This is a genomic window from Streptomyces sp. ITFR-16 (assembly GCF_031844705.1).
Classification (GTDB): Bacteria; Actinomycetota; Actinomycetes; order Streptomycetales; family Streptomycetaceae; genus Streptomyces.
Genome location: NZ_CP134609.1, coordinates 4,700,827 through 4,720,467 on the forward strand (window position 1 = coordinate 4,700,827; position 19,641 = coordinate 4,720,467).

Annotated in this window: 17 protein-coding genes and 1 pseudogene; 15 read left to right on the forward strand and 3 right to left on the reverse strand. The window is 71.7% G+C overall.

Annotation, left to right across the window (positions count from 1 at the left end; translation table 11 throughout):
* The first annotated feature begins 86 nt into the window (after positions 1-86).
* Complete coding sequence (locus RLT58_RS20855; RefSeq protein ID WP_311314583.1) at positions 87-752, forward strand: UbiX family flavin prenyltransferase; 666 nt, start codon at positions 87-89, stop codon at positions 750-752.
* Positions 753-769: 17 nt separating this feature from the next.
* On the opposite strand, the gene RLT58_RS20860 is transcribed toward RLT58_RS20855, so the two are convergent.
* Entirely contained in the window at positions 770-898 is a 129-nt protein-coding gene (locus RLT58_RS20860) for a hypothetical protein (protein WP_266779945.1), read from the reverse strand.
* 141 nt (positions 899-1,039) lie between these two features.
* On the opposite strand from RLT58_RS20860, the gene RLT58_RS20865 reads away from it, so the two are divergent.
* The 6 genes from RLT58_RS20865 (at position 1,040) to RLT58_RS20890 (ending at position 6,399) form a co-directional block, all read left to right on the forward strand.
* Positions 1,040-1,495, forward strand: coding sequence for an Lrp/AsnC family transcriptional regulator (locus RLT58_RS20865; RefSeq protein ID WP_311311891.1), 456 nt, complete (start codon positions 1,040-1,042; stop codon positions 1,493-1,495).
* Between the two features lie 48 nt (positions 1,496-1,543).
* A complete protein-coding gene (gene mqnE, locus RLT58_RS20870) occupies positions 1,544-2,707 on the forward strand; it encodes an aminofutalosine synthase MqnE (RefSeq protein WP_311314584.1) in 1,164 nt (387 codons plus the stop codon).
* A 135-nt stretch (positions 2,708-2,842) separates the two neighbouring features.
* Positions 2,843-3,367, forward strand: coding sequence for a GNAT family N-acetyltransferase (locus RLT58_RS20875; RefSeq protein WP_311311892.1), 525 nt, complete (start codon positions 2,843-2,845; stop codon positions 3,365-3,367).
* 156 nt (positions 3,368-3,523) lie between these two features.
* Positions 3,524-3,778: a DUF4229 domain-containing protein gene (locus RLT58_RS20880; protein ID WP_311311893.1), complete on the forward strand. Its 255-nt coding sequence runs from the start codon at positions 3,524-3,526 to the stop codon at positions 3,776-3,778.
* A gap of 439 nt (positions 3,779-4,217) precedes the next feature.
* Positions 4,218-5,564 carry a dicarboxylate/amino acid:cation symporter gene (locus RLT58_RS20885; RefSeq protein WP_311311894.1) on the forward strand — a complete coding sequence of 449 codons (1,347 nt, stop codon included), beginning with the start codon at positions 4,218-4,220 and terminating at the stop codon, positions 5,562-5,564.
* A 214-nt stretch (positions 5,565-5,778) separates the two neighbouring features.
* Complete coding sequence (locus tag RLT58_RS20890) at positions 5,779-6,399, forward strand: TetR/AcrR family transcriptional regulator (protein ID WP_311314585.1); 621 nt, start codon at positions 5,779-5,781, stop codon at positions 6,397-6,399.
* On the opposite strand, the gene RLT58_RS20895 is transcribed toward RLT58_RS20890, so the two are convergent.
* Both RLT58_RS20895 and RLT58_RS20900 read right to left on the reverse strand, forming a co-directional pair.
* Positions 6,362-7,189 (reverse strand): MaoC family dehydratase, encoded by an 828-nt coding sequence (locus tag RLT58_RS20895; RefSeq protein ID WP_311311895.1) that lies wholly within the window; start codon positions 7,187-7,189, stop codon positions 6,362-6,364. The genes RLT58_RS20890 and RLT58_RS20895 overlap by 38 nt on opposite strands.
* Before the next feature lie 4 nt (positions 7,190-7,193).
* Positions 7,194-8,513 carry a 3-oxoacyl-ACP reductase gene (locus RLT58_RS20900; protein WP_311311896.1) on the reverse strand — a complete coding sequence of 440 codons (1,320 nt, stop codon included), beginning with the start codon at positions 8,511-8,513 and terminating at the stop codon, positions 7,194-7,196.
* A 76-nt stretch (positions 8,514-8,589) separates the two neighbouring features.
* Between RLT58_RS20900 and RLT58_RS20905 the strand changes: the two genes are divergently transcribed.
* From RLT58_RS20905 to RLT58_RS20940, 8 genes and pseudogenes are all read left to right on the forward strand, one after another.
* Positions 8,590-9,867, forward strand: a complete 1,278-nt coding sequence (locus RLT58_RS20905; RefSeq protein WP_311311897.1) for an acetyl-CoA C-acetyltransferase — start codon at positions 8,590-8,592, stop codon at positions 9,865-9,867.
* Positions 9,868-9,963: 96 nt separating this feature from the next.
* Positions 9,964-11,877, forward strand: a pseudogene (locus tag RLT58_RS20910) (AMP-dependent synthetase/ligase).
* Between the two features lie 139 nt (positions 11,878-12,016).
* On the forward strand, positions 12,017-13,027 hold the full coding sequence (locus RLT58_RS20915) for a hypothetical protein (RefSeq protein WP_311311898.1): 1,011 nt from the start codon (positions 12,017-12,019) through the stop codon (positions 13,025-13,027).
* An 80-nt stretch (positions 13,028-13,107) separates the two neighbouring features.
* Positions 13,108-14,052, forward strand: a complete 945-nt coding sequence (locus tag RLT58_RS20920) for an LLM class F420-dependent oxidoreductase (RefSeq protein ID WP_311311899.1) — start codon at positions 13,108-13,110, stop codon at positions 14,050-14,052.
* 9 nt (positions 14,053-14,061) lie between these two features.
* Positions 14,062-14,847, forward strand: a complete 786-nt coding sequence (locus tag RLT58_RS20925; RefSeq protein ID WP_311311900.1) for an SDR family NAD(P)-dependent oxidoreductase — start codon at positions 14,062-14,064, stop codon at positions 14,845-14,847.
* A gap of 104 nt (positions 14,848-14,951) precedes the next feature.
* Positions 14,952-16,076, forward strand: coding sequence for an LLM class flavin-dependent oxidoreductase (locus RLT58_RS20930; RefSeq protein WP_311311901.1), 1,125 nt, complete (start codon positions 14,952-14,954; stop codon positions 16,074-16,076).
* A 220-nt stretch (positions 16,077-16,296) separates the two neighbouring features.
* On the forward strand, positions 16,297-18,036 hold the full coding sequence (locus RLT58_RS20935; RefSeq protein ID WP_311311902.1) for an N-acyl-D-amino-acid deacylase family protein: 1,740 nt from the start codon (positions 16,297-16,299) through the stop codon (positions 18,034-18,036).
* Positions 18,033-19,496 (forward strand): aldehyde dehydrogenase family protein, encoded by a 1,464-nt coding sequence (locus tag RLT58_RS20940; protein ID WP_311311903.1) that lies wholly within the window; start codon positions 18,033-18,035, stop codon positions 19,494-19,496. Before RLT58_RS20935 ends, RLT58_RS20940 begins: the two co-directional genes overlap by 4 nt.
* Positions 19,497-19,641 lie beyond the last annotated feature (145 nt).

Here is a 19,641-nt window from a genome sequence, read left to right on the forward strand (position 1 = left end):
GCATCCTTGGGAACGTGCGGAGCCCCTCGTGCGGTCCCGGCCGCCGTGCGCCGGATAGGCTCGGGGGTGTGGATTCCGGGACTTCAGTGAGTCAGCAGCGGCGAACGCCTTGGATTGTCGGGGTTTCGGGCGCTTCGGGTACGCCATTCGCCGCTGCCGTGCTGCGCGGGCTGCTGGCCGCCGGGGAGAGTGTCGATCTGGTCGTGAGCCGGGCGTCGCGGCTGACGCTGCTGGACGAGACCGGGATCGCGTTCCGGGACGCGCACTGGCGGGAGGATCTGGCCGCCTGGCTGGCGCGCGGGGCGGACGGGAAGCCGCACACCTTCGACGCGGACGTGTCCGGCGTACGGCACTGGGCGGCCGGCGACCTGGCCGCGGGCCCGTCCTCGGGGTCGTACCCCGCGAAGGGGATGCTGATCGTCCCGGCGTCGACGGCATGCGTGGCCGGCGTGGCGCTCGGGCTCTCGAAGGACCTGCTGCAACGGGCCGCGAGCGTGACGCTCAAGGAGCGGCGGAAGCTGGTCGTCGCGGTGCGCGAGACGCCGCTGAACGGCCAGACGCTGAAGCACCTGGTGACCCTGGACGAGGCGGGCGCGGTCGTGCTGCCCGCCTCTCCGGCGTTCTACGCGGGTGCGACGCACATCCAGGATCTGGTGGATTTCGTCGCGGGGCGGGTGCTGGACGCGGCAGGGGTGCCGCACCGGCTGTACCGCCGCTGGGAGGGGGAGCTCGGTGGTGGCTCCCGTGACTGACCCGGTGGGGGCCGGTGCTACTTCGGGGTGCGCGGGTTGCGGGTCTTGTCGACCCGGTGGGCCGCGGCGGGCTGATGGGCACGCGAGCGGTTGGCCAGGTCCTGCAGCTCGCGCATCCGGGCGTAGGCCATCTCGATCGTGTACACGGTGTTCTCACTCCTGAGGATTCTGAAGATTCGAAAGCATTTTTTGGATGCTCTGGAAGATTTACAGGCTCTGATGCCTGCACGCCTTAGATTCTACACGTAGACTTGCGATACTGCTGAACAATGGAAGGTTCCAGACACATGGACGCGGTGGACAGGCAGCTCATCCAGGCCCTCAGGGAGAACGGCAGGGCCTCGTACGCCGAGCTGGGGCGGCTCGTGGGGCTCTCCGGGCCCAGCGTCACCGACCGCATCAACCGGCTGGAAACCGCCGGTGTCATCACCGGCTACCGCGCCACCGTCGACGCGGCCTCGCTCGGCCTCGGGGTCACGGCCCTGATCGGCATCTCGCTCTCCGACGCCGCCGACCACGAGGACGTGGCGCGCCGGCTGAAGGACCTCGCGGAGATCGAGGACGCCTGGTTCATCGCGGGCGACGACTCCTACATGCTCAAGGTGCGCGTCGGTGACGTGGACGGTCTGGAGAAGACCATCCGCCGGCTCAGCGGCACCAAGGGCGTCTCGCGCACCCGTACCACGATCGTGCTCTCCACCAAGTGGGAGAACCGGGTCGGAGACCTCCCCGAAGAGGGCTAGGCGTACGGTGGGCGGAGTCTGTTACACGGAGATATGGGAGGCGCCCTAGTGGACGCGGGACTCAAGCGCGAGCTGGAGCAGAAGGTCAGGGGCGGTGAGCGGCTGACCCGCGAGGACGGGATCGCGCTCTACGAGTCCGACGACCTGGCGTGGCTCGGCGGTCTGGCCCATGAGGTGCGTACGCGCAAGAACGGCGACGTCGTCCACTTCAACGTCAACCGGCACCTCAACATGACCAACGTGTGCACCGCGTCCTGCGCGTACTGCTCGTTCCAGCGCAAGCCGGGCGAGAAGGACGCGTACACGATGCGCATCGAGGAGGCGGTGAAGCTCGCCAAGGCGATGGAGGGCGAGAGCCTCACCGAGCTGCACATCGTCAACGGGCTGCACCCCTCGCTGCCGTGGCGCTACTACCCGCGCTCGCTGAGCGCGCTGAAGGAAGCGCTGCCGCAGGTCTCCCTGAAGGCGTTCACCGCCACCGAGATCCACCACTTCGAGACGATCTCCGGGCTCTCCGCCTCCGAGATCCTCGACGAGCTGATCGAGGCCGGCCTCGAGTCGCTGACCGGTGGCGGCGCGGAGATCTTCGACTGGGAGGTCCGCCAGCACATCGTCGACCACCGCACCCACTGGGAGGACTGGTCGCGCATCCACCGGCTCGCCCACGAGAAGGGGCTCAAGACCCCGGCGACGATGCTGTACGGGCACATCGAGGAGCCCCGGCACCGCGTCGACCACGTGCTGCGGCTGCGTGAGCTCCAGGACGAGACCGGCGGCTTCCAGGTCTTCATCCCGCTGCGCTACCAGCACGACTTCGTGGACATGAAGGACGGCAAGGTCCGCAACAAGCTCCAGGCGCGTACGACGATGGCGACCGGTGCCGAGGCGCTGAAGACCTTCGCGGTCTCCCGGCTGCTGTTCGACAACGTCCCGCACGTCAAGGTGTTCTGGGTGATGCACGGCGTACAGACCGCCCAGCTCGCCCTTCAGCACGGCGCGGACGACATGGACGGCTCGGTCGTCGAGTACAAGATCACGCACGACGCGGACAACTACGGCACGCCCAGCAAGCTCGGCCGCGAGGATCTGCTGGACCTGATCCGCGACGCCGGCTTCCGGCCCGTCGAGCGCAACACCCGGTACGAGATCATCCGCGAGTACCCGGGCCCGGACGCGGAGCGCCGCGAGTCGCCGCAGCCCATGCGGGTCTGAAGCGGCGCGCGCCCCGCGTGTCCTGCTGTACTGCTGTACTGCTTCACGAGAGCTCCGGCCGCCGTCCCCGGCCGGAGCTCTCTCGCGTTCCGGACGGTGGTTGAGCCGATGGCTCGTAATGGTTAATCTGCCTCTATGGCGCTTACATTCGAGCTGGATCCGAAGTTCGACCGGTCCGTGCGGGACGGGATAGCCGAGCTTTGGGCCGATGTGTCCAACGCGGGCGGGGCGGTGGGCTTCGTGCCGCCCGTCTCGGCCGACGACGTCCGGCCCGAGCTGGTCAAGCACCTCGTCGCGATGGCCGAGGGGCGCACCCGCCTGCTGGTGGGCTACGACGAGGGCGGGGCCGTCGCCGCCACCGCGTTCCTCACGCACAACACGCACCGGCTGATGACGCACTGGCTCTGGCTCTACACGGTGATGGTCCACCCCCGCCACCAGGGCCGGGGCTACGGCCGGGATCTGATGGCGGCCGCCGCCGACGCGGCCCGGGGGATCGACGGCATCGAGGCCATCCGGCTCACCTGCCGCGGCGGCACGGGTGCCGACCGCTTCTACGCCGCCTGTGGGTACAAGGAGGTCGGCCGGGTGCCGGGCGCGATCCGGGTGGCCGACGGCGACGACCGCGACGACGTCATCATGCTGCTGCCGCTCGGCTGAGGGCGCCGCGCCGGGCCGGCCCGCCCGCGCTTGGCGCGGCCCTCCGAACTGATCGATTGTGGGGCATGCTTCACTGGTCGGGCAGGACTGTCGTACGTAGAGAGAAGGCGAGCTGTGTCCGCTGCCAAGCCGAGCGCAACGATCCGGTACACCGCGATGCGTCTCAGCATCTTCGTCGGCTGTTTCGTCGTCGCCGCCATCGCGGTCAACTACGGGGTGATTCCTTCCGGGGCCGGGGGATCCAACATCGTCTGGGTCATCCTGCTCGCCCTGGTGCTCTCCGCGCCGCTCAGCTACGTCCTGCTGCGCAAGCAGCGCGACGAGATGTCCGAGCAGATCGTGTCGAAGGTCGACCGCGCCAAGGCGCGCCTGGAGGCCAACCGCACGCGTGAGGACGGCGTCACCCAGTAGCGGCCGGGAGTGGCCGGTGGTGACCCGGTGAGGGTCGGGTAAGGGAAATGTAAACCTGATCACACCCACCTCCTTTCTTCGTCAAACCCCAGCGCGGGAGCGAACGCTCCTGTACTGGGGTTTTCGCGCACCCAGGGGCAGTTGAGGCGTCCGGGCGGGGCGCGGAGCCGCGCTCCGGGCCCAAAGAAGACCTTTGAGGTTCTCAAAGTTCAAGTGTTAACGTGTTCGACATGAAGACAGCTGTGCGCCTCCGACCTGCCACGAGCATCCCGCTCGTGGAGCGCCTTCATGTCGATCTCTGCCGCTGTATGTCCGCGGTCTGTTGCCGCACCGTCTGATACCGGCATCACAGCGGCGCCGCCCCTGACGCGGGCGCCGCACCCCCGTCCCCCGCACACCGTCCCCGTGCGTCCCGATGCGTCACATCTGGAGTGTGTCCGTGTCCGCGAACCCCGCGTCCGCCACCACCGAAGAGCCCTCGGGCTCCGGTTTCCGCATACCCAAGGTCCCGTTCTGGGCCCAGATCGTCGCCGGTCTGGTCCTCGGTGTCCTGCTCGGCTGGCTCGCCCGCAGCCAGGACATCGACTGGCTCTACACCACGCTCGACAAGGTCGGCCACATCTTCGTCCAGCTGCTGAAGCTGGCCGTGGCGCCCCTCGTCTTCTTCGCGATCCTGGTGTCGATCACCAACCTGCGCAAGGTCAACAACGCCGCCAGGCTGGCCGGCCGCACGGTCCTCTGGTTCATGATCACCTCGCTGATCGCGGTCGCCATCGGCCTCGCGATCGGCCTGATCACCAACCCGGGCTCCGGCACCGGCCTCACCCCGAAGGACGGCAAGCTCCCGGAGCACGCGGGCTCCTGGCTCGACTTCCTGACCGGTATCATCCCGCAGAACGTGATCTCGCCGTTCACCGAGCTGAACGTCCTCCAGATCGTCTTCATGGCCGCCGTCGCCGGGATCGCCGCCCTGCAGCTCGGCGAGAAGGCACAGCCGATCCTCAACCTCAGCGAGGCCGTCCTGGAGCTGCTCCAGAAGGCCCTGTGGTGGGTCATCCGCCTCGCCCCGCTCGGCACCATCGGCCTCATCGGCTACGCCATCGCCGACTACGGCTGGGACCTGATCGGCAAGTACGCGACGTTCACCGCCGACGTCTACATCGGCTGCGCCCTGGTGATGTTCGGCGTCTACCCGCTGCTGCTCGCCACGGTCGCCAAGGTCAGCCCGCTCCAGTTCTTCAAGGGCGCCTGGCCCGCGATCCAACTGGCCTTCGTCTCGCGCTCCTCGGTCGGCACCATGCCGGTCACCCAGCAGGTCACCGAGCGCCTCGGCGTCCCGAAGGAGTACGCCTCCTTCTCCGTCCCGTTCGGTGCGACCACCAAGATGGACGGCTGCGCCGCGATCTACCCGGCGCTGGCCGCGATCTTCATCGCGCAGATCTTCGACGTGCAGCTGGGTGTCGGTGACTACATCCTGATCGCGTTCGTCTCGGTGATCGGCTCCGCCGCCACCGCCGGTCTCACCGGCGCCACGGTCATGCTGACCCTCACCCTGTCGACGCTGGGCCTCCCGCTGGAGGGCGTCGGTCTGCTGATGGCCATCGACCCGATCCTGGACATGATGCGTACGGCGACGAACGTGGCAGGCCAGGCGCTGGTCCCGGTCATCGTCTCGGCCCGGGAGAAGATCCTCGACCACGACAAGTACAACTCGGCGTCGGCCTCCCCGGTCGACGAGGCCGAGGTCCGCGACACCGAGCAGGGGCGCGTGCCGGTCCCCGCGTGATCGCTCACCGCCCGCCCGAGGGCCCCTTCTCCGCTGCGGAGAGGGGGCCCTCGCGCATGTCCGGCGGACGGGGCCGGGGCGGGGCGATCCGGCCACCGGGTGGCCGGGGGTCTCCGTGTGGGCGGCGTGGTCCGGGCCCGCGCCGTAGTCTTACCGAGGAGTAGCGCAGCGGGGGCGGGAGGAAGTCGACGTGGGTGCTGTGAAGAGCAAACGGATGCCGCGCGCGGTGCGCGAGCAGCAGATGATGGACGCCGCGGTGCAGACCTTCGGACAGCGCGGATTCCGTGCGGCCTCGATGGACGAGATCGCGGAGCTGGCCGGGGTGTCCAAGCCGCTGGTCTACCTCTATCTGAACTCCAAGGACGAACTCTTCTCCGCCTGCATCAGGCGGGAGGCGAACGCGCTGGTCGAAGCGGTACGCGCGGGGGCGGAGCCGGGTCTTCCGGCCGACCGGCAACTGTGGTCGGGGCTGCGGGCGTTCTTCACGCACACGGCGCAGAACCCGGACGGCTGGGCCGTGCTGTATCGCCAGGCACGGACGCACGGGGAGCCGTTCGCCACCGAGGTGAACGTGATGCGCGAGGAGATCGTTGCGTTCGTGACGGGTCTGATCGGCGCCGCGGCCCGCGAGGTCCACCAGGATCCGGCGCTGGCGGACCGCGATGTGGCGGGTCTCGCGCAGGCGCTGGTGGGCGCCGCGGAGTCGCTCGCCGGCTGGGCGAACGAGACCCCGGGCGTCTCGGCCAAGGAGGCGGCGGCCACCTTGATGAACTTCTCGTGGGCGGGCCTGGAGAACCTTATGAACGGCCGTCCCTGGCAGCCGCCGTCCCGGTGAGGTGGACGCGGTCGCCGCTGCGGAGCTGGAAGGCGGTGCCGTCCGAGGCGTAGGTGACGGTGCCGGGCAGCAGGACGGGGGCCCGGAAGTCGGCCCGTACGGAGTGGACCGGAGGGGTCCCGGGCACCTCGGCGAGGCAGCGGGCCACGGTCCACATGCCGTGCGCGATGGCGCGCGGGAAGCCGAACAGCCGGGCGGTCAGCGGGTGGAGGTGGATCGGGTTGCGGTCGCCCGAGGCGGCCCCGTAGCGCCGTCCGAGGTCGGCGGGCAGCCGCCACTCGGCGACGGCGGGGAGCGGGGGCTCGGGCGCCGGGGCCGCCGGCCTGGTGCTCGTACGGACCGTGTGGCGGGAGAGATAGCCGCTGCGGGACTCCCACACCAGCTCGCCCGACAGCCGCGCCTCGGTCACCACGGTGACCTCGGTGCCCCGCCGGTGCGGGGTCAACTCCTGTGCGTACACCGTGAGGTCGAGCCGGTCGGTGGGGTGCAGCGCCCGGTGGGCGGTGATCTCGATCCAGGTGTGGACGAGCCCGGTGACCGGCAGCGGGAAGCTCCACCGGGTCATCAGCCGCATGGCCGACGGGAAGGCCAGGACGTGCGGGTACGTCACCGGCAGCGGGCCGGACTCCGCGAAGCCGCAGATCCTGCTGTACGCGGCCAGCGGGCCGGGCGCGATCGGGGCGGCCGGGAGGTGCTGCCGGCCGGCGGGCAGGACGGCGCCCGGCCGGCCCGCCCGCTTGAAGGGAGAGGTCAGCCCGCCGCGCAGCAGCGAGAGCGTCAGGCTCGGCACGGGGTCACGCTCCCAGCAGGCTCTGGCCGCAGACGCGGACGACCTGGCCGTTGACGGCCGTGGACGCGGGCTGGGCGAACCAGGCGGTGGTCTCGGCGACATCGACCGGAAGGCCGCCCTGGGAAAGGGAGTTCATCCGGCGGCCGGCCTCCCGGATGAAGAGCGGGACGGCCGCGGTCATCTTGGTCTCGATGAAGCCGGGGGCGACCGCGTTGACCGTGACGCCGTGGTCGGCGGCGGCGCGCGGGGCGAGTGAGCGGACCAGGCCGATGATGCCGGCCTTGCTGGCCGCGTAGTTGGTCTGGCCGTTGTTGCCCGCGATGCCCGCGATGGAGGCGGTGGCGACGATCCGGCCGCCCCGGTTGAGGGTGCCGGCCCTGAGCAGGGCGTCTGTGGTGCGCAGGACGCTGTCGAGGTTGACGTCGATGACCGAGGCCCAGCGGTCGGCGGCCATGTTGGCGAGCCGCCGGTCGCGGGTGATCCCGGCGTTGTGGACCAAAATGTCGAGGCCGTCGGGGGCCGCTGCGGCGATGCGCTCGGCCGCGTCGTCCGCCGTGATGTCCAGCGGCAGGGCGGTGGCGCCGAGCAGGTCGGCGGTGCGCACCAGGTCCTCCTGGGCCTGCGGGACGTCCAGGCAGATGACCCGGGCGCCGTCCCGGGCCAGCACGGAGGCGACCGAGGCGCCGATGCCCCGGGCCGCGCCGGTGACCAGCGCGGTGCGGCCGGCGAGCGGGGCGGACCAGTCGGCGACGGTGCCGGGGGCGGCGGCGGTGACCTCGATGACCTGGCCGCTGATGTACGCGGACCGGGGTGAGAGCAGGAAGCGCAGGGTGGACTCGGCGCCCGCGGCCGCGCCGGGCGCGAGGCGCAGCAGCTGCACGGTGGCGCCCCTGCCGATCTCCTTGCCGAGCGAGCGCACGAACCCTTCCAGCGCCTGCTGGGCGGCGGCCTGGTGGTGGTCGTCCGGGGAGGGCCGCACGCCGAGGACGACGACCCGGCCGCTCGGGGCGAGCGAGCGGACGACCGGGTGCAGGGCGGCGTGCACGGCGCCGAGTCCGGCGGCGGTGCCGACGCCCGTCGCGTCCAGCACGATGCCGGCCGGGCGGTCGGCGCCGGCGGTGATCTCCAGGCCGGTCGCGGCGAGGATCGCCCCGAGCTCGTCCGTGACGGCGGAATCCCCGGCGGTGAGGTGGAGGACCGGGCCGGCCAGGTCCGGGGTCCGGGGGGTCCAGCGGCGCAGCCGGGCGGGCTGCGGGAGGCCGAGCCTGCGGGTCAGAAATCGGCCGGTCGCTGTGCCGGTGAGGTGCAGATAGCGGTCGGCCATTGTCCGGACTCCCTGATCGGTCGTAGATTTACTCCAGAGTAAGGTTACTCAAGAGTCAGGAGCTGGTCGAGATGAGTTGGTCGAGTTGATCCCCCTCGCACTCCCGCAGCCCCGCCGGGTCGCGGTCATCGGCGGCAGCCGTATCCCGTTCGCCCGCTCCGACGGCCCGTACGCACAGGCCTCCAACCAGCAGATGCTGACCGCCGCGCTGGACGGCCTGGTCGAGCGGTTCGGGCTGGCGGGGCAGCGGATCGGTGAGTTCACCGCCGGCGCGGTCCTCAAGCACAGCCGGGACTTCAACCTGGCCCGGGAGACCGTGCTCGGCTCCCGGCTCGACCCGCGCACCCCCGCGTACGACATCCAGCAGGCCTGCGGCACCGGGCTCCAGGCGGTGATCACGGCCGCCGACAAGATCATGCTCGGGGCCGTCGACTCCGCGATCGCGGGCGGCGCGGACACCACGAGCGACGCCCCGCTCGGCGTCAACGACGAGCTGCGCAGGCTGCTGCTGGCGGCCCGCCGGGCGAAGTCGGCGGCCGGCCGGGTCAAGGCGCTGGCAGGCGTACGCCCCCGCCATCTCGTCCCGGACATCCCGCGCAACGCCGAACCCCGCACGGGCCTTTCGATGGGCGAGCACGCGGCGGTCACCGCCCGCCGGTGGGACATCGGCCGGGCGGAACAGGACCTCCTCGCCGCCACCAGCCACCAGCGGCTCGCCGCCGCCTACGAGCGGGGCTTCCTGGACGACCTCGTCGTGCCGTACCTCGGCCTGGACCGGGACCAGAACCTGCGCCCCGGCTCCACGGTCGGGAAACTCGCCGCGCTGAAGCCGGTGTTCGGCGCGGACCACCCCGACGCGACGATGACCGCGGGCAACTCCACCCCGCTCACGGACGGCGCCGCGACCGTGCTGCTGGCGAGCGAGGAGTGGGCCGAGCGCCGCGGCCTGGAACCGCAGGCGTATCTGTCCCTGTACGAGACGGCGGCCGTCGACTACGTGGGCGGCGAGGACGGGCTGCTGATGGCGCCCGCGTACGCGGTGCCGAGGATGCTGGAGCGGGCCGGGCTGGGCATCGAGGACTTCGACCTCTTCGAGGTGCACGAGGCCTTCGCGTCCCAGGTGCTCGCCACCCTGGCCGCCTGGGAGAAGCAGGGACTCGCCCCCGTCGACCGGGAGAAGCTCAACGTCGCGGGGTCCTCCCTCGCGACCGGGCACCCCTTCGCCGCGACGGGCGCCCGGATCGTCGCCACCCTCGCCAAGCTCCTCGCGGAACGGGACGCCCCGGGGCGGGGCCTCATCTCGATCTGCGCGGCGGGCGGCCAGGGCGTGACGGCGATCCTCGAACGTGTGTGACGCGCAAAGAAGTTGAGCACGGTTCGGCGACGGCGTCAGGGCCGGTCGCCGGACGGATCAGGTGAACCGCCCGACCCCGATGCCGAGGAGCCGCACGTGTCCACGCCACCCGCCACTTCCCCCGCACCCGCCACCCCCGTCCTGGTCGAGCCCGCGAAGGTCAGGGCCGCCGACGGCAGCGTCCGGCAGGTCTCCGTACCGGCGTTCGCCCCGCCCGTGCGCCGGGGCTCGCTCGCGGAGATCCCGTTCGACAACGCCCGCTAAGCCCCCGAGGAGGCCGTCCTCAGCCGCAAGCAGCCGGACGGCAGCTGGCGGGACGTCACGGCGGCGGAGTTCGGGGCCGAGGTGCTCGCCGTCGCCAAGGGCCTGATCGCGGAGGGCCTGCGCGGCGGCGACCGCCTCGCGATCATGGCCCGGACGACCTACGAGTGGACGCTGCTCGACTTCGCGGCCTGGGCCGCCGGCCTCGTCACCGTCCCCATCTACCCGACCTCCTCCGCCTTCCAGGCCCGCTGGATCCTCCAGGACTCGGGCGCGGTCGCCTGCGCGGTGGAGACGGCCGAACAGGGCCGCCTCATCAGCCAGGAACGCAAGCAGCTCGGCGACCTCACGCATCTGTGGCAGTTCGACACCGGCGTGCTCGGACGGCTGAAGAAGCTGGGCCGGGACATCCCCGACGACGCCGTCGCCGCCCGCCGCGCCACGCTGGAACCGGAGACCCCGGCCACCCTCATCTACACCTCGGGCACCACCGGCCGCCCCAAGGGCTGTGTGCTGACCCACGGCAACTTCTTCGCCGAGGTCGACAACGCCATCGAGCTGCTGCACCCGGTCTTCAAGTCGGTCAGCAAGTACCCCGCGTCCACCCTGCTGTTCCTGCCGCTGTCGCACGTCTTCGGCCGGATGGTCGCGATCGGCTGTCTGCGCGCCCGGGTCCGCCTCGGCCACGCCCCGTCCATCGGGACCGAGGACCTGCTCGCCGACCTGGCCGGCTTCAAGCCGTCGTTCCTGCTGGCCATCCCGTACGTCCTGGAGAAGGTCTACAACACCGGCCGGGCCACCGCCGAGAAGATGGGCCGGGCCTCGTCCTTCGACCGGGCCGCCCGGATCGCCCAGCGGTACGGGCAGGCCGTCGAGGCCGCCGAACACGGCACCGGACCCGGCCCCGGGCTCGGCCTGCGGGCGGCCCGCGCGCTGTACGACCCGCTGGTCTACCGCCGCATCCGGGCCGCGCTCGGCGGGCAGGTGCGGTACGCGATCTGCGGCGGCTCCCCGCTGGGCCGCCGGCTCGCCGCGTTCTACGCGGGCGCCGGCATCGAGATCTTCGAGGGCTACGGGCTGACGGAGACCACGGCCGCCGCCACCGTCACCCCGCCCCTGCGACCGCGCCTGGGCACGGTCGGCTGGCCGATGCCGGGCACCGCCGTCCGCATAGCCGAGGACGGCGAGGTGCTGCTCAGCGGCGGCCAGGTCTTCCAGGGCTACTGGGACGCGGAGCGCGGCGCGCCCGTCCCCGTACTGGACGGCGGCTGGTTCGCCACCGGTGACCTGGGCGCGCTCGACGAGGACGGCTACCTCACGATCACCGGCCGCAAGAAGGACATCATCATCACCTCGGGCGGCAAGAACGTCACCCCGGCCCCGCTGGAGGACTGGCTGCGCGCCCACCCCCTGGTCAGCCAGTGCATGGTGGTCGGCGACAACCGTTCGTTCATCACCGCCCTGATCACCCTGGAGCCGGACGGACTCGACCACTGGCGCCGGATGAAGAAGAAGCAGGGCATCCCGATCCGCGACCTCGTCCACGACGAGGACCTGCGCACGGCGCTCCAGCGCGCGGTCGACGAGGCCAACCGCCTGGTCTCGCGGGCCGAGTCGATCCGCAAGTTCACCGTGCTCCCGGTGGACTTCACGGAGGAGGGCGGCCATCTGACGCCGTCGCTGAAGCTGAAGCGGGACGCGATCACGCGGGACTTCGATGCGGAGATCGAGGACCTGTACCGGAAGTAGGGCCGGGGGCCGGGGTGTGAGGTCCCCCCCTCGCCCCCGCTCCCCCACGACTTTCGGCTCATTCCCGGATACTTTCGCCCGGCGGTCGTCGTCCATCGGCCGATGTCCGCCGGGTGGGGGCCGTCCTAGCGTCGGCGGTATGGCTATCGACCGCGCACACCACCACCGCCTCCGGTCGGCGCTCGGTCTGTTCGTGCTGGCTCCGCTGATCGGGGAGTTCCTTCTCGGCAATCAGCCGGTCACCGCCCTGCCCTCGGTGTTCCTGCTCGCCCCTCTGTACGGCGGCGGCGCACTGCTCGTGCGTGAGGCCGCCCGGCGGGCCGGGCGGGGCTGGCCGACGATGATCCTGCTCGGGGCGGCCTACGGGCTGTTCGAGGAGGGGCCCGTCGACCAGATGCTGTGGAACCCGCACTACGGCGGCTTCGATCTGGCCGCCGCGTACGCCGGGCCGCGCGTACCCGTGCTGGACACGTCCGTCCAACTGCTCCAGGACGTGCTGACCCTGCACACCGTGTGGAGCATCTGCGTGCCCATCGCCCTGGTCGAGGCCTTCGCGCGGGGCGGCGACCGCACCCGGCCGTGGCTCGGTCTCCCCGGTCTCTCCGTGACCGCCCTCGTGTTCGTCGGGGGCTCCGGCTTCCTCGCCCTGGCCCAGGTGGAGTCCGAGGACTTCGTGGCCGCGCCGGGGCAGTTCGCCGCCGCCGGGTGTGTGATCGCCGTGCTGGTCGCGGTGGCGTTCCTGATCCGGCCGACGGGCGGGCGCGGTGCGGCCCCGCTGCCGCGCCCGTGGGTGGTCGGGGCGTCCGCCTTCGCCGCCACCAGTGCCTACTGGGGCCGGGAGCATCTGCCCGACGGGGTGCCGGCGGCCGTGCCGGTGCTCGGCTGGGCGGTGCTGCTGGCGGCGGTCCTGGTGCCCTGCGTGCGGTGGTCCCGGAGCGCGGGGTGGGGCGGGGCGCACCGGACGGCGCTCGCCGGGGGCGCGCTGCTCACATACGTCTGGGTGGGGTTCGAGCAGAGCCGCTATCTGGAGGTGTCGCGCGCCACGCAACTCCTCGGCAGCGCGCTGTTCGCGACGGGCGCGCTGGTGCTGCAGGCGGTGGCCGTGCACCGGAGCGGGCGCCGGGAGGGTTCGGACCCGCCTCTTGTCTGATGGCACGTCAGGTACGACGATGTCCCCGCACCACCGGACATGACGATGTGTCAGATCAGTGCAGGGGAAGGAGGCCGCCGGTGCCGATATCGCCCGCCGGGCCGCTGTCGTACGGGATGCAGCTCCCGGTCCAGTCGCAGAGCGCCATCTATGCGGAGCCGTGGGAGGCCGGGGCCGGTCCGGCCGACCTCGCCGAGATCGCCCGTACCGCCGACCGCACCGGGTTCGCGTACATCGCGAGCTGCGACCATGTCGCGATTCCCCGGCGGCTCGCCGAGGGCATGAGCACGGTCTGGTACGACCCCGTGGCCACGCTCGCCTTCCTCGCGGGCGTCACCGAGCGTGTCCTGCTGATGAGCCATGTCGCCGTCGTCGGGCTGCGGCACCCGCTGGCCACCGCCAAGCAGTACGCCACGCTCGACCACCTCAGCGGCGGCCGGCTGATCCTCGGGGTCGGGGCCGGGCATGTGCGCGAGGAGTTCGAGGCGCTCGGGGCGGACTTCGAGGCGCGGGGGCCCGTGCTCGACGAGACCGTCGACGCGCTGCGGGCGGCGCTCGGGCCCGAGGAGTATCCGGAGTTCGCGGGGGAGCGGTTCTCCTTCGCCGGGCTCGGCCAGCTGCCGCGACCCGCCCAGGAGCGGGTGCCGATCTGGGTGGGCGGCTCCTCGCCGGCGGCCGTGCGCCGGGCCGCCGTGCGCGGTGACGGCTGGCTGCCGCAGGGGGACCCGAGGGCGAAGCTGCCCGCGCAGATCGCCCGGCTGTACGCGCTGCGCGAGGAGGCGGGCGTCGACGCGCCGATCGTCGTCGGCGCCATCACGGAACCGCTGTACGTGGGCGAGCCTGGCTGGTCCGTGGGGCGCCGCACGGTCAGCGGGAAGCCGGAGGCGGTCGCGGAGTCGCTGCGGGAGTACGCGGCGATGGGGGTGCACCAGATCCAGGTGCGCTTCCGCAGCCGTGACCGGGGCGAACTGACCGACCAGATGGCGGCGTTCGCCGCCGATGTCGCACCCCACCTCGACGAGTAGGAGCCGGTCATGGGCAAGCTGGACGGGCGGACCGTGCTGATCAGCGGCGCGGCGCGCGGGCAGGGCGAGCAGGAGGCGCGGCTGTTCGCCGCCGAGGGTGCGCAGGTGGTGATCGCCGATGTGCTCGACGGGCAGGGCGAGGCACTTGCCAAGGAACTGGGTGCGGACAGAGCCCTGTTCACGCATCTGGACGTGAGCCGCGAGGCGGACTGGCAGGCGGCCGTGACCGCCGCGAAGGACGCCTTCGGGAAGATCGACGGGCTGGTCAACAACGCGGGGATCCTGCGGTTCAACGAGCTGGTGAGCACACCGCTGGAGGAGTTCCAGCAGGTGGTGCAGGTCAATCAGGTGGGGGCCTTCCTGGGGATCAAGACCGCGGCGCCGGAGATCGCGGCGGCGGGCGGCGGGACGATCGTGAACACCGCCTCGTACACCGGGCTCACCGGCATGGCGCTCGTCGGCGCGTACGCCGCGACCAAGCATGCCGTGCTGGGCCTGACCAGGGTGGCGGCGGTGGAGCTGGCCGCGCGGGGCATCCGGGTCAACGCCGTCTGCCCCGGTGCCGTGGACACCGCGATGACCAATCCGGCGGCGCTGGACCCCACTGCGGACCCGGAGGCCTCGAAGGGCGCGGTGGACGCGCTCTACCGCAAGCTCGTGCCGCTCGGCCGGATCGGCCGGCCCGAGGAGGTGGCGGCGCTCGCGCTCTTTCTGACCTCGGACGACTCCTCGTACATCACGGGCCAGCCGTTCGTCATCGACGGTGGCTGGCTGGCCGGGGTCAGCCTGTTCTGACGATGCGTCAGGTATTGGTATTGACGGGTCGGGGCGGCGGTGGAACAGTCGGACGCAGCAGAATCTGACGATGTGTCAGAAACAATTGAGGACGGTGAACCCCCTTGGAATTCGGGCTCTTTGTACAGGGGTACGTGCCCGCCGCGCGGGCCAAGGCCGACCCCGGGGCAGAGCACAAGGCGCTGATCGAGGAGACCGAGTACGTCATCCAGGCGGACAAGTCCGGCTTCAAGTACGCCTGGGCCTCCGAGCACCACTTCCTGGAGGAGTACTCGCACCTCTCGGCCAACGATGTGTACCTGGGCTATCTCGCGCACGCCACCGAGCGCATCCACCTCGGCTCCGGCATCTTCAACCCGCTGGCCCCGGTCAACCACCCGGTGAAGGTGGCCGAGAAGGTCGCCATGCTGGACCACCTGTCCGAGGGGCGCTTCGAGTTCGGCTCCGGGCGGGGGGCGGGCAGCCACGAGATCCTCGGGTTCATGCCGGGCATCACCGACATGAACCACACCAAGGAACTCTGGGAGGAGACCATCGCCGAGTTCCCCAAGATGTGGCTCCAGGACGAGTACGCGGGCTTCCAGGGCAAGCACTGGTCGCTGCCGCCGCGCAAGATCCTGCCCAAGCCGTACGGGAAGGCGCACCCGGCGATGTGGTACGCGGCCGGCTCGCCGTCCTCGTACGCGATGGCGGGGAAGAAGGGGCTCGGCGTGCTGGGCTTCAGCGTGCAGAAGGTCTCCGACATGGAGTGGGTCGTCGACTCCTACAAGACGGCGGTCAAGGACGCGGAGCCGGTGGGGGCGTTCGTCAACGACAACGTGATGGTCACCTCGACGGCGATCTGCGCGGAGACGCACGCGAAGGCGGTCGAGATCGCGGTGGGGGGCGGGCTGAACTACCTCCAGTCGCTGCTGTTCCGCTACCACGACACGTTTCCCCGGCCGGAGGGGATTCCGGAGTGGCCCGAGCTGCTGCCGGAGTACTCCGCGGAGATCATCGAGCTGCTGATCGCGGAGGAGCTGATGATCTGCGGAGACCCGGACGAGGTGCTGGGGCAGTGCCGGAGGTGGGAGCGGGCGGGGGCGGATCAGCTGAGCTTCGGGCTGCCGATCGGGGTGAGTCCCGAGGACACGTTGAACTCGATCCGGTTGATCGGGGAGCACGTGATTCCGCAGATCGACACGGATCCGGTGCACCGGACGACGCGTCTCCGCGAAGCGGCGGAGTGACCCCGGGGGGCGGAGGCCCTCTCGGGGGCGCTGCCCCCGAACCCCCGCTCCTCAATCGCCGAAGGGGCCTGATCGTGCCGGGCCGGCCGCCACCTCCGGCTGGAAAGGCCACGGACGGCGGCGTCTTCCCGGATCGCCGCTTCGCGAGGCCGGGGTGCGTGCCGCGGCCGTACGCACCCCGGCTCACGCATGCGTACCCACCACAGAGAAGGGACCCCTCATGCTCGACCACCTCATCCGCGGAGCGACCGTCGTGGACGGCACGGGCGGGGCCTCCTACCGGGCGGACGTCGGCATCCGTGACGGCCGGATCGCCGTCGTCGCCGAACCCGGCACGGTGACCGAGTCCGCCGTGACGGCCGAGGACGCCACCGGCCTCGTCCTCGCGCCCGGCTTCGTCGACCCGCACACCCACTACGACGCCCAGCTCTTCTGGGACCCGTACGCCACCCCGTCGATGAACCATGGCGTCACCACCGTCGCCGGCGGCAACTGCGGGTTCACCCTGGCGCCGCTGCACCCCGACCGCCCCGAGGACGCCGACTACACCCGGCGCATGATGTCGCGGGTCGAGGGCATGGCGCTCAAGGCCCTGGAGGAGGGCGTCGACTGGAGCTGGTCGAGCTTCCGGGAGTACCTCGACGCGCTCGACGGGCGGATCGCCGTCAACGCCGGGTTCATGGTCGGGCACTGCGCCCTGCGCCGCCACGTCATGGGCGCGGATGCGGTCGGCGGCCGGCCGACGCCCGAGCAGATGGACGCCATGCTGGCCCTGTTCCACGACGCGATGGACGCCGGGGCGTGGGGCCTGTCGACCACCCAGTCCTCGACCCACTCCGACGGCGACGGCCGGCCCGTCGCCTCCCGGCACGCGCTGCCCGAGGAACTGCTCGCGCTCTCGCGGGCCGTCGGCGAGCACGAGGGCACGCAGATCGAGGCGATCGTCGCGGGCTGCCTCGACCAGTTCTCCGACGACGAGATCGAGCTGTTCGTCGACATGACCGCCGCCGCCGGCCGCCCGCTCAACTGGAACGTGCTGACCATCGACGCCGCCGTCCCCGAGCGTGTGCCGCGCCAGTTGGTCCCCAGCGAGCGCGCCCGCCGCGCCGGCGGCCGGATCGTGGCGCTGACGATGCCGATCCTCACACCGATGAACATGTCGCTGGGCACGTTCTGCGCGCTGAACCTGATCCCCGGCTGGGGCGAGATCCTCGCCCTGCCGGTCCCCGAGCGCATCGAGCGGCTGCGCGACGCGGACACCCGGGCCGGGATGCTCCGCCGCGCCGACAGCAAGGAGGCCGGCGTCTTCCGCCGCCTCGCGGACTTCGGCCGGTACGTCATCGGCGACACCTACAGCGCGGCCAACGAGGGCCTGAGCGGCCGTGTCGTCCGGGACATCGCGGCCGAGCGCGGCCAGGACCCCTTCCACTGCCTCGTCGAGATCTGCGCGGCCGACGGCCTGCGGACGGTCCTGTGGCCGATGCCCACCGACAACGACCCGGACTCATGGGCGCTGCGCAAGGAGACCTGGGAGCACGAGGACGTCCTGCTCGGCGGCTCCGACGCGGGCGCCCATCTGGACCGGATGTGCGGCGCCCCGTACACCACCCGCTTCCTCGGGGACTGTCTGCGCGGCCGCAGGCTCGTACCCCTGGAAGCGGCCGTGAAGATGCTCACCGACGACCCCGCCCGCCTCTTCGGTCTGCGGGAACGCGGTCGCGTCGAGGAGGGGTTCCACGCCGACCTCGTCCTCTTCGACCCCGAGCGCATCGACGCCGGCCCCGCCACCCTCGTCCACGACCTGCCCGGCGACAGCCCCCGGCTCGACTCCAAGGCGCTGGGCATCGTGTCGGTCCGCGTCAACGGGGTGGAGACCCTGCGCGACGACAAGGTGACCGGCGCGGTCCCCGGCACGGTGCTCCGCTCCGGCCGCGACACCCGGACGGTGAGCACCCGGTGAACGGTTCGCCCCAGCGCCTGTACATCGGCGGCGAGTGGACCGAGCCCGCCGCCGGACACTACGAGGTGACAGACCCGGCCACCGAGGAGACCGTCGGCCTCGCCCCCGAGGCGAGCCGCGCGCAGGTGTACGAGGCGGCGACGGCCGCCCGTGACGCCTTCGCGTCCTGGTCCCGCACCCGCCCCGAGGAGCGCGCCGCGATCCTCGACCGCGCCGCCGGCCTGATGCAGCGGGACCTCGCCGCCCACGCGGCCGTCGCGCAGGCGGAGAGCGGCGCCACCACCGCGACGGCCCGGGGCATGCAGGTCGCCGTGGGCGCCGCCCGCTTCCGGCGGTACGCCAAGGGCGCGCTGGAGCCGGCCGAGGAGGCGGTCGCGCCCCAGATCAACGAGGCCGGGCCGATGGGGCGGGCCGGGATCTTCGGTGCGCTCGCCGTCCGCCAGCCGGTCGGCGTGGTCACCTGCATCACCTCGTACAACAACCCCTGGGCCAACCCGGCGGGCAAGATCGCCCCGGCGCTGGCGATGGGCAACACGGTCGTCGTGAAACCGGCCCCGCAGGACCCGCTCTCCGTCTACCGGATGGCCGCGGCGCTCGCGGAGGCGGGTGTGCCGGCGGGTGTGGTCAACGTCGTCGGCGGCGCGGCCCCCGGGGTGGGCGAGGCGGCGGTCGACGCGCCGGACGTGGACATGGTGAGCTTCACCGGCTCCACGGCCGTCGGGCAGCGCATCGCGGAGGTCTGCGGCCGTTCCATGAAGCGGCAGTTGATGGAGCTGGGCGGCAAGGGGGCCGCCCTCGTCTTCGACGACGCGGATCTCGACTCGGCGGTGGCGGGGATCGGGACGACGTTCTCGTTCTACAGCGGACAGATCTGTACGGCTCCGACCCGCGTCCTGGTCCAGCGGGGCGTCCATGACGCGCTCATCGACCGACTCGCCCGGTACGCGGGCCACTTGAAGGTCGGCGACCCGGCGGTGAAGGGCACGGTGGTCGGTCCCGTCATCTCCGCCGCCCACCGCGACCGCGTCGAGTCGTACGTGGAGCTGGGCCGGAAGGAGGGTGCGCGGGTCGTCACGGGCGGCGACCGCCCGGACCCGACCGGCACCGGCTTCTACGTGGCGCCCACACTGCTGGCCGACTGCACCCCGGAGATGCGGGTGGTGCGGGAGGAGATCTTCGGCCCGGTCGTGGCGGTGGTGCCCTTCGACGACGAGGAGGAGGGCATCGCGCTGGCCAACGACAGCGACTACGGGCTGATCGACTACGTCTGGTCCGGCGATGTGGCCCGCGCCTTCCGCGTCGCCCGCAGGCTGCGCGCGGGCGGGGTCGGCGTGAACACGGTCGGCCGGAACATGGAGGCCCCGTTCGGCGGCTTCAAGCGCAGCGGGGTCGGCCGCGACGTCGGCTCGTACGCGCTGCACGCGTACAGCGAGCTGCAGGCGATCGTCTGGCCGGGGTGAGGCGGCCCGGCGCGCTCCGGCACACCCCGGTCCAAGTATCTCGCCATCAAGTATCTTGACATCGAGAATAACTCGCGGCAGGCTTCCCCCGGTCTGTTGATCTCTTGATGTCGAGATATTCGGGGGTGGACGGTGCGGCGCACCG

Bases quoted from the DNA above. Each gene is read 5' to 3' on its own strand.
- RLT58_RS20925 (WP_311311900.1), top strand. From the start codon at position 14,062: ATGGGCAAGCTGGACGGGCGGACCGTGCTGATCAGCGGCGCGGCGCGC.
- RLT58_RS20935 (WP_311311902.1), top strand. From the start codon at position 16,297: ATGCTCGACCACCTCATCCGCGGAGCGACCGTCGTGGACGGCACGGGC.
- RLT58_RS20900 (WP_311311896.1), bottom strand. From the start codon at position 8,513: ATGGCCGACCGCTATCTGCACCTCACCGGCACAGCGACCGGCCGATTT.
- RLT58_RS20880 (WP_311311893.1), top strand. From the start codon at position 3,524: ATGCGTCTCAGCATCTTCGTCGGCTGTTTCGTCGTCGCCGCCATCGCG.
- RLT58_RS20875 (WP_311311892.1), top strand. From the start codon at position 2,843: ATGGCGCTTACATTCGAGCTGGATCCGAAGTTCGACCGGTCCGTGCGG.
- RLT58_RS20890 (WP_311314585.1), top strand. From the start codon at position 5,779: ATGCCGCGCGCGGTGCGCGAGCAGCAGATGATGGACGCCGCGGTGCAG.
- RLT58_RS20915 (WP_311311898.1), top strand. From the start codon at position 12,017: ATGGCTATCGACCGCGCACACCACCACCGCCTCCGGTCGGCGCTCGGT.
- RLT58_RS20865 (WP_311311891.1), top strand. From the start codon at position 1,040: ATGGACGCGGTGGACAGGCAGCTCATCCAGGCCCTCAGGGAGAACGGC.